We start from the raw sequence: 12815 nt of genomic DNA, 5'->3' as shown, positions 1-12815 counted from the left end.
GCTCAGAACACCTTGCGCCCGCGCAGGTGCGCCAGGTCCTCGCGCACGTCCGAGGGCAGCAGCTCGGCGAGCTGTTCGCGGCGCAGCGGCAGGTCGAGCAGGCTGAGCTTGATGCGGCTGCGCTGGGCGTGGCGGTCCGGGTCGATGCGGACCACCTGGGCCGCCTCCGGGCGCAGCCTGGCCGTCGCGACGGCCCCGGGCGGGAACGGGGTCGTCGCGACGCCGTCGACGCGCGCCAGCGCCTGGTCGTCCGCACGGGCCTGGTGCAGCCGCACGGTGTCGCCGGCGGGCAGGACGATCGAGTGGCTGACGCCCGACATCGGCGCCACCGGGGTGAGCGCCATGACGTCCGCCGCGGGCGAGATCACGGGGCCGCCGGCGGCGTAGTTGTAGGCGGTGGAGCCGGTCGGGGTGGCGAGCACGAGGGCGTCGCAGCGGTAGTAGCCGAACCGCGTGCCCTCGACCTCGAGGTCCAGCTCGACCGATCCGCCGGGGACGTCGGCGCCGACGACGACGTCGTTGAACGCCATCACGGTCGCGCCGTCCTGCTCGAACTCGATGCACGCGTGGGGCTCGACGACGAACCGGTGCTCGGCCAGGCGGTCGAGCGCCCCGGCGAGCTCGGCCGGGCTGACCTCGACGAGGAAGCCGACGTTGCCGTGGTTGACGCCGAGCACCGGCACCGGCCGCCCGATCAACAGGCGCATGGCGCCGAGCATCGTGCCGTCCCCGCCGAGGCTGACGACGGCGTCGACGCGGGCCAGGAAGTCGGCCTCGGCGAGCACCGTGACGCCGGCGGGCACCCGCGCGACCTCGGCCTGGCGGGCGACGACCTCGACGTCCTGCCCGGCGGCCCACTCCCGCAGGGTCGTGAGCGAGGCGTCGACGTCCTTCGTCGGGTGGACGACGACGCCGACGGTCGCCAACCGGGGGGCGGTCATGGCACCGATCGTGCCCTACTCCTCGCGCGGGAAGTTCGCGACGAGGTCGGTGTCGCCGGCGACCGCGCCCACGCCCTGCGCGCCGCCCGGGTACTCGCCGAGGGCGGCGTCGCGGCCGGGCAGCACGATCGTGAAGAACGCGGCGCCGTCGTCGACGAAGGCCTCGCTGCCCTCGGCGACGTGCCGGTCCTCGGTGATGGCCTCGACCGGGCAGGCGGGCTCGCAGGCGCCGCAGTCGATGCACTCGAAGGGGTTGATGTAGAGCTTGCGCGCGCCCTCGTAGATGCAGTCGACGGGGCACTCCTCCATGCACGACTTGTCGGTGACGTCGATGCAGGGGTCGGCGATGACGAACGGCATGGACCGACAATCTACAAACTCTGATCGTTGCGAGGCAAGACTGTAGAACGTCACGGATGGGTCGCGGGGCCGCCGGGTTCACCTGCCGTTCGCCCGCGTGCGCCATCGTCAGGTATGACCGACGAGTCGTTCCACGTCCCCGGCCACGTCCACGCCGACGAGATCGCCGCCGCCGACCCGGGTCTGGGCGCGCCGGGGGAGGCCCCGGGCTTCGGGGAGCACCACGAGCCCGACGTCTTCCCGGACGCCGAGCCGGGCGACGACACCCTCGACGACGAGCTGCGCGGGCGCCCGGCCCCGCCCTTCCGCACGCCGCACCCCGAGCACTGAGTCCCGGGCGGTCCGCTGCTCCGGACGTGAGCTCACGCTCCGGCCGCGGCCGCCTCCTCCGCCGCCCGGCCCGAGCCGTACGGGCTCCAGTCGAACCCCCCGCCCGGCGCGCCCCACACGACGACGAACTCGGCGGGCTCCGAGCCGTCGTTGCGCACGCCGTGGTCAACGCCTGCCGGCGCGAGCAGCGCGTCGCCGGCCACCATGTCGACGCGCTCCTCGCCGAGCGTCATCGTCGCCCGCCCCGTGACGAGCAGGTAGAGCTCGTCGAGCGGGTGGTCGTCGCCGTGGACGTGGTTGCCCTCGGTCGCGCCGGGCGGGAACACCCAGCGGTGCACCGCCACCGGCAGCCGCGTCTGCTCGCGGAAGTACCACTGCATCCGCACGGGCGCCTCGCCCTCGTGCAGGCGGTACGGGAAGGCGCCCTCGTCGGCGCGCTCGATGCTCGTCTCGCTCATCGCCCCAGCGTGCGCGGCGGTGTCGCCGAGTCAACCGTGTACCGGCGGTACACGATCGTCTGTCCGCGGCCGTGATGGACGGGGAGCACACGGCGGTCGCACCATGCGCGACATGGCGCCGTCCACGGTCGATCTCCCCGCGCTCAACGCCGAGCGGCTCGCCCGCGCGCAGGCCTCGCTCGCCGCGGCAGGCATCGCCGTCGCCGTGCTCTTCGACCCGGGCAACGTCCGCTACGTGACGTGCGACGGCCCGTTCCTCGTCGCCAACCTGCACTGCTCGTACCGGTGGGCGCTGGTGTTCGCCGAGTCCGACCCGGTGCTCTGGGAGTCCACCGAGGCCATGCACGTCGCGCGCGAGCGCTGGCCCGACGGTGACATCCGCCCGGCGCACGCGTTCACCTTCTTCGGTTCGGGGCCGAAGACCGCCGCCGACGCCGCGGTCGCCATGGCCGAGGTGGACGACGAGCTGCGCGCGCGCGGGCTCGCCGACGCGCCGCTGGGCGTCGACCGTGCCGAGACCGTCGTGTTCCTCGCGCTCGCCGGGCTCGGGCGGCGCGTGGTCGACGCCGTGCCGGCGATCGAGTCGGCGCGCGCCGTGAAGTCGCCGGTCGAGCTCGCCATCCACCGCGAGAACGCCCGCCTCACCGACATCGCCGTCGGCAACTTCCTGCAGCGCATGAAGCCGGGCCTCACCGAGCTCGAGCTGTGGGCCGTGCTCGCCCAGGAGACGGTGTCGCACGGCGCGCTGCACGCCGAGTCCCGCCTGCTGAGCTCGGGGCCGCGCACCAACCCGTGGATGCAGGAGGCCACCCACCGCGTCGTCGGCGACGGCGAGATGGTCGCGTTCGACACCGACCTCGTCGGCCCCTACGGCTACCTCACCGACATCTCGCGCAGCTACGTCTGCGGCGACGCCGGGCCCACCCGCGAGATGCGCGACGTGTACCGGGCCGCCCACGACTTCGTGCACGAGGCGATCCCGGAGTTCCGCGCCGGGCGCAGCTTCCGCGAGCTCGGCGAGCTGCTCGCGCCGCGGCTGCCCGCCGAGTACCGGGCGCTGCGCTACCCCTTCATCGCCCACGGCTGCGGCGCCGCCGACGAGTACCCCGCGATCGTCGTCGACGGGCACCACGACGGCGTGCTGCTGCCCGGCATGGTGATCAGCGTCGAGGGCTACATGGGCCGCGTCGGCGGCAGCGTCGGCGCCAAGTTCGAGGAGCAGATCGTCGTCACCGACGGCGCCCCGGAGCTGATCTCCCACGCGCCGGTGGAGGACCGGTTGCTGTAGCGCTTGACCGTGCCGTGGCGGCATGCCTTTCGATGTCCGGGTACCGACGAGCGACCCGGCACGAGGAGAGACGATGAGCGGCGGCGAGGCCACCGAGAAGGCCGGCGAGAAGCCCGCACCCGGCACCACCCACGAGCCTCCCGAGGGCGCCTCGACCACCGGCACTTGGAACGGGCTCGAGTACACGGCGACCGCCCGATGGCTGGTGCTCCGCAAGGAGGAGAAGCCCACCGCGGAGATCTTCTCCGTCGCGTACGTCGCGGACCCCGACGGCGAACGGCCCGTCACGTTCGTCTTCAACGGCGGCCCCGGCGCGTCGTCGGCCTACCTGCACGTCGGGGCGGTCGGCCCGCAGCGCATCGACGTCCCCGGCGACGGCACGATGCCGGCCCCGCCGCCCCGGCTGGTGAGCAACGACGACTCGTGGCTCGCGTTCACCGACCTCGTCTTCGTCGACCCCGTCGGCACCGGCTTCAGCCGCATGATCGAGAAGGGCGGGGAGGGGGAGTCGAAGGACGCCGACCCGAACGCCTACTTCGGCACCGACCGCGACCTCGCCGCGATGTCGGAGTTCATCGGCCGCTGGCTGTCCGAGAACGGGCGCTGGAGCTCGCCGGTGTTCCTCGCCGGCGAGAGCTACGGCGGCTACCGCGTCGGCCGGCTCACGCGGGTGCTGCAGGAGACCGCCGGCATCGGGATCACCGGGTCCATCCTCATCTCGCCGGCGCTGGAGTTCGCGGGTCTCGCCGTCGGCGCGCTCGGCGGGGGCGACTACGACGTGGTGCCGTGGGTCGACGTCCTGCCGACGATGGTCCTCGCCGCCCACCACCACGGGCGGTCGCGGGCGTTCGCGTCCGGCACGCCGCTGGCCGAGGTCCGCCGGGAGGCCGAGGAGTTCGCGACCGGCGAGTACGCCGTGTTCCTCACCCGCGGCGCGTCGCTGCCCGGGGAGGATCGCGAGCGGGTGATGACGCGCCTCGCCGATCTGCTCGGCCTCTCGCTGCCCTTCGTCACGCGGATGGCCGGGCGCGTGCGCGTGGCCGCGTTCACGCGCGAGCTCCTGCGCGACGAGGGCCGGATCGTCGGCCGCTACGACGCGACGGTGACGGCGACCGACCCGTTCCCGGACCGCGACGTCTTCACCGGCGGCGACCCCACCCTCACCGGCATCGGGCCGGTGTTCACCGCCGGGGTCAACCGCATCCTGCGCTCCGAGATCGGCGTCGACACCGATCGCGAGTACAAGCTCCTCAACGTCGACGTGGTGATGAACTGGAAGAACGACGCCGCGGGCGTCTACCTGCAGCCCATCCCCGGCGCGACCGACGACTTCCGCTACGGGATGGCGCTCAACCCGCACACCCGCGCGTTCATCACCCACGGCCGTCACGACCTGCAGACGCCGTACTTCGCGACCGACCGTCTGTGCAACCTCATGCGCCTCGACCCCGGGACGGCCGAGCGCCTGACGGTGCACCACTTCGAAGGGGGCCACATGTTCTACGCGTGGACCGAGAGCCGCCGCGAGTTCACGGCGGCGATCGCGCGCTTCGTCGCCGGACCTGCCGAGAGCTGACGGGTACTTTCGTGATCATGACAACGGACGAGGGCTGGCCCGCACTCCGCGTCGCCGAGTGGGAGGCCACGCGCGACACGCTGCACATGTGGACGCAGGTGGTCGGCAAGCTCCGCCTGGCCGCGGCGCCCATGGTCAACCACTGGTGGCAGGTGCCGCTCTACGTGTCGCCCCGCGGTCTCACGACGTCGTCGGTCCCGTGGGGCCGGCGCCTGTTCGACGTCGAGTTCGACTTCGTCGCCCACGTGCTGCGCATCCGCGTGAGCAGCGGCGAGGAGCGCACGGTCGCGCTCGAGCCGAAGCCCGTCTCGGCGTTCTGGGCGGAGACGCGCCGGGCCCTCGACGACCTCGGGCTCGACGTCCCGGTCTACACCCGGCCCGTCGAGGTCGTGCGCGCGATCCCGTTCGAGGACGACGACGAGCACGCGAGCTACGACGCCGACGCGGTGCACCGCTTCTGGGGCCAGCTCGTCGCGACCGACCGCGTGCTCACCGAGTTCCGGTCGCGCTTCCTCGGCAAGGTGAGCCCCGTCCACTTCTTCTGGGGCAGCTTCGACATGGCCGTCACCCGCTTCTCGGGACGCCGCGCGCCGGAGCACCCCGGCGGGGCGCCCAACTGCGGCGACTGGGTGATGGTGGAGGGCTACTCCCACGAGCTCTCCAGTGCCGGGTTCTGGCCCGGCGGGGGCGAGGAGGGCGCGTTCTACGCTTACGCCTACCCGGAGCCCGCAGGGTTCCGCGAGCACCCGGTGCGCCCGTCGGACGCGTACTACTTCGAGGCCGGCGGCCAGTTCCTGCTGCCCTACGAGGCCGTGCGCACCAGCGCCGATCCCGAGGGCACGCTGCTCGCGTTCCTCCAGGACACCTACGAGGCGGCGGCCGTGCGCGGGGACTGGGACCGCGGGGAGCTGGAGCGGTAGACCGTCACAGCACCTGGTGGCCGTACATCTCGCCGAGGGGGTCGGCGATCAGCTCGATGCGCGCGCCGTCCGGGTCGCGGAAGTACACGGAGACGCCGCTGTGGACCTCGTGCTCGACGCCGGCCTCCTCGAGGCGCGCGACCAGCTCCGACCAGCGCTCCGGTTCGACGCTGATCGCCAGGTGGTGCAGCCCGCCGAGCACCTCGGCGTAAGGGCCGACGTCGAGGCCGGGGAAGTCGAAGAAGGCGACGAGGTTGCCGTTGCCGATGTCGAAGAAGAAGTGCGACGAGCCGGGGTAGTCGCGGTTCTCGATCAGCTCGGTGAGCGGGAAGCCGAGGATCTCCTGGTAGAAGCGCACGGTCCGCTCGACGTCGCTCGACACGAGGGCGGTGTGGTGCAGCCCGCGGGCGGTCGAGGCGGGCCGCTCGCCGAGGGGCTTGAGGTAGGTGTCGCGGATGCGGTCGCGGGCCTCGGTGATCGTTGACATGTCACCTACCTTCCTCGCCTTTCGATGACGTGTCAACTACGATGGCCTGCATGGCTGATCCCCGGTGGCTCGACGACCGCCAGCAGCGCGCGTGGCGTGGCCACCTCGCCATGCAGGCGCGGCTGCACGCGCAGCTCAACCGCCGGCTCCAGGCCGACTCGGGGCTGTCGCTGTCCGACTTCGACGTGCTCGTGGCCCTCAGCGAGGCCCACGACGGGCCCATGCGGGTCCAGGAGCTCGCCGATCACGTGCAGTGGGAGAAGAGCCGCCTGTCCCACCAGCTCTCGCGCATGGAGCGCCGCGGTCTTCTCGAGCGCCAGGACTGCCCCGACGACGCCCGCGGCGCCTTCGTCGTGCTGAGCACGGCGGGCCGCTCCGCCATCGAGCGGGCGGCGCCCGCGCACGTCGAGGCGGTGCAGTCGCTGGTGTTCGACGGGCTGGACGACGCGCAGGTGCGGACCTGGGCCGACATCACCGACGCGGTGCTCGCGCGGGTCGACGGGGCGCCCGGCTAGGCGCGGTCGATCGCGGCGCGGAACGGCGCGATGCCCCGGACCTCGACGGCGTCGAGGCGCTGCTCCCGCCAGGCGTCGGGAGCGAGGCGGTAGTGGACCTCGTCGACGCCGTCGGCGGCCCGGCCCCGTCCGGTCTCGCGGTAGCCGAGGCGCTCGGTGATGCGCCGGGAGGCCGCGTTGTCCGCAGCCGCGGTGGTCACGGCCCCGGCGGCATCGAGGTGGGCGAACGCGAGCTCGAGCAGCATGAGACGGGCGCGGCGTCCGAGGCCGCGTCCCTGGTGCGTGCGCGCGAGCCAGGCGCGGGTGCCGACCGTCCGCTCCGTCGTCCACGCCGCCGACTCGAGGACGACGACGCCGACCGCGCGGCCGTCGTGGAGCACGGCGAACGGGACGAGCCAGCGCTGCGGCGCCGGCGGAACGCGCAGGCTCCGGTGGAAGGCGAGGAAGCTCGCCACGGCCGCCGCGCTCCCGGTGGGCCAGGTGACGTAGTGCGCCTCCTCGGCGGTGACGATGCCGCCCGGTGTCTCGACGATCTCCGCGAGGACCCGGAGCTCCCCGTCCCCGGGCGGCGCGAGCACCAGCCCGGCGTGCTCGATCCGGAGCGCGGACTGCGGGAGCGTCACCGAGGGTCGGGCGGCTCGAACCCGGAGGCGTCCCAGCTCAGCTGATCTCCGCGCCGTTGCTTCGGGGGCGCCGTCCACCCCTGCGCGAAGCCCTGCTCGGCCTCCGTGAGGTCGGCCAGGACCGAGGTGGGGGGCGCGCCGCGGTACACCTGGCTCCCCGCGACCCCCAGCGCCTCGAGGGGCACGCCCGGCCGGAGGCGGACCACGGCGAGCCGCGGCGGCATCAGGTGCAGGACCGTCGCCCGCCGTCGGAGCTCCTCGACCGCCTCGTCGAAGTCGGCGGTGTCGGCGAGGACCACGAGCACCTCGTCGTCGGTCACGGGGTCAGGTTCGACGGCCACAGTCCCGAGAGGTACACCCCGGCGTCGCCGAAGCCGACGATGTCGGCCTTGCCGTCGCCGGTGGTGTCGGCGAGCAGGCGGGGATGGCGGTCGACGCGCCAGCCGCCCGCCGTGTAGGCGAAGTTGCCGACGACCAGTTTCGGGCTCTCGAAGGTGCCGCTGGCCAGGGACCGGGAGACGTAGACCCCGGCGTCGCCGAAGCCGACGACGTCCGCCCTGCCGTCGCCGGTGGTGTCGGCGAGGAACCGCGGGTGTCGGTCGACCCGCCAGCCGCCGGCGTTGTAGCCGAAGTTGCTGATGACCAGCTTCGGGGCCTCGAAGGTGCCGCCACCGAGTGACCGGGAGACGTAGACCCCGGCATCGCCGAAGCCGACGACGTCGGCCCGGCCGTCGCCGCTGGTGTCGGCGAGGAACCGTGGGTGCCGGTCGACCCGCCAGCCCGAGTTGTAGCCGAAGTCGGAGATCGCGAGCTGAGGCGCGGAGAAGGTGCCGTTGCCGAGAGACAGCGAGACGTACACCCCGGCGTCGCCGAAGCCGACGACATCGGCGCAGCGATCGCCGGTGGTGTCGGCGAGGAACCGTGGGTGCCGGTCGACGCGCCAGCCGCCGGCGTTGTGGCCGAAGTTGCTGATGACGAGCTGGGGTGCGGTGAAGGTGCCGCCACCGAGTGACCGGGAGACGTAGACGCCGGCGTCGCCGAAGCCGACGACGTCGGCCCGCCCGTCGCCGGTGGTGTCGGCGAGCAGGCGTGGGTGGCGGTCGACGCGCCAGCCGCCGGCGTTCTGGCCGAAGTTGCCGATGACCAGCTTGAGCGCCTCGAAGGTGCCGCCACCGAGAGATCGCGAGACGTAGACCCCGGCGTCGCCGAAGCCGACGACGTCGGCCTTGCCGTCGCCGGTGGTGTCGGCGAGGAACCGTGGGTGCCGGTCGACGCGCCAGCCGCCGGCGTTGTAGCCGAAGTCGTTGATCACCAGCTTGAGCGCTTCGAAGGCGCCACCACCGAGGGACCGCGAGACGAGGACCCCGGCGTTGCCGAAGCCGACGATGTCGGCCCGCCCGTCACCGTCGGTGTCCGCGAGGAACCGCGGGTGCTGGTCGACGCGCCAGCCGCCGGCGTTGTAGCCGAGGTCGTTGATGACCAGCTTGGGGGCCCACCCGAGGTGGCCGGGGGTGTAGAGGCAGAGGCCGAAGGTGTTCGACCGCATCAGGCAGGGCACGCCACCCTCCGGCGCGCAGTTCTCACAGTTCGAGTTCGGCAGGCCGAATCGTCCCCAGGAACCGCCGCAGTCACAGCCGCTGGCGGCGTACTCGTCCGGGCATCCGAAGACGTGTCCGGTCTCGTGGGCGAACACGCGATCGATGTTGTCGGGGCCCCACCCGTCGTTGTTGTAGTCCATGACGAGGCGGGGACCGCCGATGCTCGCGAAGGCGAAGTGGGGCAGCGGATACTTCGTGAAGAACCCGCAGTAGGCCCAGGTCGTGCCGAACTGTGTGCGGATGTGCTCGACGTACGCGCGGACGCCGCTCCAGTCGGCGCTGTAGCCGAGCGCCGCCATCGCCGGATCCCGCCAGTACCCCTCCAGATCCGCCGCGGAAGGGTTCGCCGGGAGGGTCAACGTGACGTGCCGGACGTCGTAGGTGAAGCTGATCCCGGCGATCGGATTGACGGAGGCGAAGTACCCGAGCCCGTTCTGGACCTCGGCCACCACCTTGGTCCGCTCGGCGGCGGTGAACGCCTGCGCGCCCGGCCCGTCCACGATGACGATGCCGACCGCGACGCTGCCCTCGAGGTAGGAACTCGTCGGCGCTGCTGCCCCCGCCGCTGCCTCCGCCGCTCCCTCCGCGGTGCCCGGAGCCGCGGCGGTGCGGGCGGTGGAGGTGGGCGGCTCGGGCGTGCAGCCGACCATGTCCCACGCTTCGCCCTGCCGGGGTCGGTGGCGTTTGGCCGAGCGGAACTCGTCGGACTCCCGCAGCCGGAACGCCGCGAGGCCCAGCTCCTCGACCTCGGTCGGGTCGGTGAGCTCGGGGGCCACGGCGGCCGCGGCGGCCGCGCCGGCGCCCTGCGTCGCGGCCTTCCGGCTCGACGCACCCACGATCCCGACCCGCCCGTAGCGATGCAGGAGCGGAGGCCCTGCGGCGGGCCTCGACGGGCGCTCACGATCCGAGGATCCGAGGACGATCCATTCCGCTATACCGAGATCGCCGGCCATGATCGATCATCCCCCAACACTTTCCGGCGGCGCGATACTCGTTCTGATGCGATATTCGTCGCCACCTGCCCCGTGAGTTGTTGTACAGGCACCGAATACGTGCATCTACCTCCGTTGTGGTGACGCTCGGTGCGTGACCTCTCGACGTCACGGCGTGACCGACGCGAGCGCGCGGAATTCTCCCTCGTCGCGACCGAGGTGGCGCTGATCGCGAAATTCTTCGGCCGGGTTCTCCGAACGAGCCCGGGACTGTCGGGGGTCGGGGCTACATTCGAACACATGAGCGAACAGGTGGGTGGTGTCGAGCGGGAGGTCCTGGACCGCGCTGACGCTGCCGTGCGCGCTCACCGCCGCGGGTACTACCAGCGCCTCGAGGTCGTCGCCGAGCTCGACGAGTCGGGTGTGGCCGGCCGGGCCGGGTACCGCACGACCTACGGGTTGCTCGCGGATCGGGACCACCTCGGCCAGACGGAGGCGAAGCGGTTGGTGGCCGAGGCCCAGGATGTGTGTCCACGTCGGAGCATGGCGGGAGAGCCGTTGCCGGCGCGGTTGCCGGCCACTGGCGATGCGCTGCGCGCGGGGTTGGTCGACCCGGGGCATGTGAAGATCATTCGGGAGACGATGCGGAAGCTGGCGGGGCTGTCTGGGCTGGCGGGGGTGGCGGCGCCGTCGTTGCCGGATCTGGTGGTGATCGAGGCGTCGTTGGCCCAAGCCGCGCGGGCGATGGCGCCGCACATGCTGGACAAGCTCGCCAAGCAGATCATCGACCGCTGCGACCCCGACGGGGCCGCCCCACCCGAGGGTGGGGCTTCCCGCGACGAGCTGCTGGTGGTGCGCCGCCGGGACGGGTCGCTGGTGTTGAAGGGTGCGATGCACGATCCGATGGACGCCGAGGCGTTCGTCAACGTGATCGCCGTGCTCTCCGCCCCGGCGGGTGCGGAGGATCAGCGTCCGCTGGGGCGGCGGCAGATGGAGGCGTTGCACGAGCTGGTCCGCGACGCCCGCCGCCCCCACGGCCTGGCCACCGAGACCGAACACGGGCAGGCCGACACCACCGCCGACACCGACACCACCGACAGCACCGCCGACGCCGCCGAGGACAGGGAGCCCGCCGCGGCCGACGACTCGGGCGAGAGCAACACGAGCGACTCGGGCGACAGCGACTCGGGCGAGAGCGACAGCACGGGCTCTAGCACCCAGGCTGAGGGCGACGCGGTCGGTGCTGACGAGCCGTGGGCGTTGATCCCCGAACCCCGCCGCCCCACCACCACCACGACGCGCGGCAGGACTGGCTGGGTCGGGGGACCGGGGCGGGCGCTGCTGACCGTCACCATCGACCACCGCTGGCTCTGCGAAGCCCTCGCCGAGAACAACGGCACGGCCGGCGGGTTCGGGACGTTGGACTCGGGCTTCACCGTCGACGCCGCCACCGTGCGCCGGTGGGCCTGCGACGCCGAGATCGTGCCGGTCGTGCTCGGCTCGAAATCGGAGCCGCTGGATGTCGGTCGGCGTCAGCGCACCGCCACCGACGCGATCCGCCGCGCGCTGCACCTGCGGGACGGGGGGTGCGCGTTCCCCGGCTGCGACCGCAGCCCGCGCCGCTGCGAAGCCCACCACGTGCGCGAGTGGTACCGGCACCGCGGTGACACCGCGCTGGAGAACATGGTGCTGCTGTGCCGCTATCACCACCAGCTGCTCCACCACCGGCACTGGACGATGGAGATGATCGAGGGCAGGCCCTGGTTCACCCCACCCTGGATCGTCGACACCGACCAGACACCCCGACCCGGCGGCCGACCCCACGTCCCCCTCTGAGGAGCAGGAGAACGCTTCGAGAATCGAAGCGTTCTCCTGAAAGCCTCCGGAGACCGAGCGGCCGCCTACGCCTGCCACCGCGGAAGCACATCGGCGGCGATGTCGTCGACGACGTGCTGCTCGCCGGCGAACGGGCCGTCCGCGCGCGGCCAGGGCGCGACGACGTCGGTGAACCCCAGCTCGGCGGCGCGTCCGACGAAGTCCTCGAAGCACGCCGCCGAGGCGATGCTCGACGTCGGGGCGGCGTCGGTCTGCAGAAAGCGCCGGAAACCACGGGGACCCGCCCCGCGGTCCGACGTCTCGAGCGCCTCCGACATCCGCCCGGCGGCGTCGCGCACGGCCGCCCACCAGGCGTCGAGGGTCCCGACCTTCGCGCCCGTCGTGACCCACCCGTCGCCGACGGTCGCCGCCAGGCGCATCGCCCGCGGCCCATTCGCGGCGACGACGAACGGCACCCGCGGACGCTGCCGGCACCCCGGTAGGGTGCGCGCGTCGACGGCCGAGAAGTACTCGCCCTCGACCGTGACGTGGTCCTCGCGCAACAGGCGGTCGAGGAGCGTCGTGAACTCCTCGAATCGTGCGGCCCGGTTCGCCGGGGGCGGCGCGCCGAGGACCTCCGTGTCGTGACCGGATCCGCCGGCGCCCAGCCCGATCGTCACCCGGCCCTCGGAGATCTCGTCGAGGGTGATCACGTCGCGGGCGAGGACGACCGGGTGCCGGAAGTTCGGGCTCGTCACCAGCGGGCCGATCTCCAGCCGTGACGTCGCCAGGGCCGCGACGGAAAGGGTCGGCACCGTCCCGAACCAGGGCGAGTCCGCGAGCGAGCGCCAGCCGAGGTGGTCGAACGTCCACCCGTGGTCGAACCCGAGCTCTTCCAGCGCGGCCCAGCGCCGCCGCGTCTCGGCGACGGGGTGTTCCGGCAGGATCGTCAGCCCGATGCGCACGGGAGAC

At 72.8% G+C, this 12815-nt stretch carries 14 protein-coding genes; 6 read left to right on the top strand and 8 right to left on the bottom strand.

All coding sequences use genetic code 11. The annotated features are described in order from the left end of the window. Window positions 1-2: 2 nt before the first annotated feature. Window positions 3-941 carry an NAD(+)/NADH kinase gene (locus tag WCD41_RS24535; RefSeq protein ID WP_337717427.1) on the bottom strand — a complete coding sequence of 313 codons (939 nt, stop codon included), beginning with the start codon at window positions 939-941 and terminating at the stop codon, window positions 3-5. Window positions 942-956: 15 nt separating this feature from the next. Further along, window positions 957-1301, bottom strand: coding sequence for a ferredoxin (gene fdxA, locus WCD41_RS24530; protein WP_337717425.1), 345 nt, complete (start codon window positions 1299-1301; stop codon window positions 957-959). 114 nt (window positions 1302-1415) lie between these two features. Between fdxA and WCD41_RS24525 the strand changes: the two genes are divergently transcribed. Next, the gene (locus WCD41_RS24525) at window positions 1416-1631 is read left to right on the top strand and encodes a hypothetical protein (protein WP_337717423.1); all 216 of its coding nucleotides are present in this window, start codon (window positions 1416-1418) and stop codon (window positions 1629-1631) included. 32 nt (window positions 1632-1663) lie between these two features. Here WCD41_RS24525 and WCD41_RS24520 read toward each other — a convergent pair whose 3' ends face one another. After that, the gene (locus tag WCD41_RS24520) at window positions 1664-2089 is read right to left on the bottom strand and encodes a cupin domain-containing protein (protein ID WP_337717421.1); all 426 of its coding nucleotides are present in this window, start codon (window positions 2087-2089) and stop codon (window positions 1664-1666) included. A 112-nt stretch (window positions 2090-2201) separates the two neighbouring features. Here WCD41_RS24520 and WCD41_RS24515 point away from each other — a divergent pair, with 112 nt between their 5' ends. The 3 genes from WCD41_RS24515 to WCD41_RS24505 all read left to right on the top strand — a co-directional run bounded on the left by WCD41_RS24515 (window position 2202) and on the right by WCD41_RS24505 (window position 5873). Continuing rightward, window positions 2202-3377, top strand: coding sequence for a M24 family metallopeptidase (locus WCD41_RS24515; RefSeq protein WP_337717419.1), 1176 nt, complete (start codon window positions 2202-2204; stop codon window positions 3375-3377). 73 nt (window positions 3378-3450) lie between these two features. Continuing rightward, window positions 3451-4953, top strand: a complete 1503-nt coding sequence (locus WCD41_RS24510) for a S10 family peptidase (protein WP_337717417.1) — start codon at window positions 3451-3453, stop codon at window positions 4951-4953. 17 nt (window positions 4954-4970) lie between these two features. Then, the gene (locus WCD41_RS24505) at window positions 4971-5873 is read left to right on the top strand and encodes a DUF5996 family protein (protein ID WP_337717415.1); all 903 of its coding nucleotides are present in this window, start codon (window positions 4971-4973) and stop codon (window positions 5871-5873) included. Window positions 5874-5877: 4 nt separating this feature from the next. Here the strand turns inward: WCD41_RS24505 and WCD41_RS24500 are convergent, their stop codons facing one another. Next, window positions 5878-6360, bottom strand: coding sequence for a VOC family protein (locus tag WCD41_RS24500; RefSeq protein ID WP_337717413.1), 483 nt, complete (start codon window positions 6358-6360; stop codon window positions 5878-5880). Between the two features lie 50 nt (window positions 6361-6410). On the opposite strand from WCD41_RS24500, the gene WCD41_RS24495 reads away from it, so the two are divergent. Then, entirely contained in the window at window positions 6411-6875 is a 465-nt protein-coding gene (locus WCD41_RS24495) for a MarR family winged helix-turn-helix transcriptional regulator (RefSeq protein WP_337717411.1), read from the top strand. Here the strand turns inward: WCD41_RS24495 and WCD41_RS24490 are convergent. Genes WCD41_RS24490 through WCD41_RS24480 form a run of 3 tightly spaced genes read right to left on the bottom strand, consistent with a single transcriptional unit; the run spans window position 6872 to window position 9932 of the window. Then, complete coding sequence (locus WCD41_RS24490; RefSeq protein WP_337717409.1) at window positions 6872-7498, bottom strand: GNAT family N-acetyltransferase; 627 nt, start codon at window positions 7496-7498, stop codon at window positions 6872-6874. The genes WCD41_RS24495 and WCD41_RS24490 overlap by 4 nt on opposite strands. Then, window positions 7495-7818, bottom strand: a complete 324-nt coding sequence (locus tag WCD41_RS24485) for a hypothetical protein (RefSeq protein WP_337717407.1) — start codon at window positions 7816-7818, stop codon at window positions 7495-7497. Before WCD41_RS24485 ends, WCD41_RS24490 begins: the two co-directional genes overlap by 4 nt. Further along, a complete protein-coding gene (locus WCD41_RS24480; protein ID WP_337717405.1) occupies window positions 7815-9932 on the bottom strand; it encodes an FG-GAP repeat domain-containing protein in 2118 nt (705 codons plus the stop codon). The genes WCD41_RS24485 and WCD41_RS24480 overlap by 4 nt, the downstream gene beginning before the upstream one ends. 396 nt (window positions 9933-10328) lie before the next feature. Here WCD41_RS24480 and WCD41_RS24475 point away from each other — a divergent pair, with 396 nt between their 5' ends. Next, the gene (locus WCD41_RS24475) at window positions 10329-11864 is read left to right on the top strand and encodes an HNH endonuclease signature motif containing protein (protein WP_337717403.1); all 1536 of its coding nucleotides are present in this window, start codon (window positions 10329-10331) and stop codon (window positions 11862-11864) included. A gap of 65 nt (window positions 11865-11929) precedes the next feature. Here the strand turns inward: WCD41_RS24475 and WCD41_RS24470 are convergent, their stop codons facing one another. After that, a complete protein-coding gene (locus WCD41_RS24470; RefSeq protein WP_337717401.1) occupies window positions 11930-12808 on the bottom strand; it encodes an LLM class flavin-dependent oxidoreductase in 879 nt (292 codons plus the stop codon). Window positions 12809-12815 lie beyond the last annotated feature (7 nt).

Origin of the sequence: Actinomycetospora aeridis, assembly GCF_037400275.1 — a bacterium.
In the GTDB taxonomy this organism is placed as follows: Bacteria; Actinomycetota; Actinomycetes; order Mycobacteriales; family Pseudonocardiaceae; genus Actinomycetospora; species Actinomycetospora aeridis.
This window is presented reverse-complemented; position numbering and strand designations above follow the sequence as displayed.

Excerpts from the sequence above, each read along its gene's own strand:
- WCD41_RS24535 (WP_337717427.1), bottom strand. The coding sequence starts at position 941 with ATGACCGCCCCCCGGTTGGCGACCGTCGGCGTCGTCGTCCACCCGACG.
- fdxA (WP_337717425.1), bottom strand. The coding sequence starts at position 1,301 with ATGCCGTTCGTCATCGCCGACCCCTGCATCGACGTCACCGACAAGTCG.
- WCD41_RS24525 (WP_337717423.1), top strand. The coding sequence starts at position 1,416 with ATGACCGACGAGTCGTTCCACGTCCCCGGCCACGTCCACGCCGACGAG.
- WCD41_RS24520 (WP_337717421.1), bottom strand. The coding sequence starts at position 2,089 with ATGAGCGAGACGAGCATCGAGCGCGCCGACGAGGGCGCCTTCCCGTAC.
- WCD41_RS24515 (WP_337717419.1), top strand. The coding sequence starts at position 2,202 with ATGGCGCCGTCCACGGTCGATCTCCCCGCGCTCAACGCCGAGCGGCTC.
- WCD41_RS24510 (WP_337717417.1), top strand. The coding sequence starts at position 3,451 with ATGAGCGGCGGCGAGGCCACCGAGAAGGCCGGCGAGAAGCCCGCACCC.
- WCD41_RS24505 (WP_337717415.1), top strand. The coding sequence starts at position 4,971 with ATGACAACGGACGAGGGCTGGCCCGCACTCCGCGTCGCCGAGTGGGAG.
- WCD41_RS24500 (WP_337717413.1), bottom strand. The coding sequence starts at position 6,360 with ATGTCAACGATCACCGAGGCCCGCGACCGCATCCGCGACACCTACCTC.
- WCD41_RS24495 (WP_337717411.1), top strand. The coding sequence starts at position 6,411 with ATGGCTGATCCCCGGTGGCTCGACGACCGCCAGCAGCGCGCGTGGCGT.
- WCD41_RS24475 (WP_337717403.1), top strand. The coding sequence starts at position 10,329 with ATGAGCGAACAGGTGGGTGGTGTCGAGCGGGAGGTCCTGGACCGCGCT.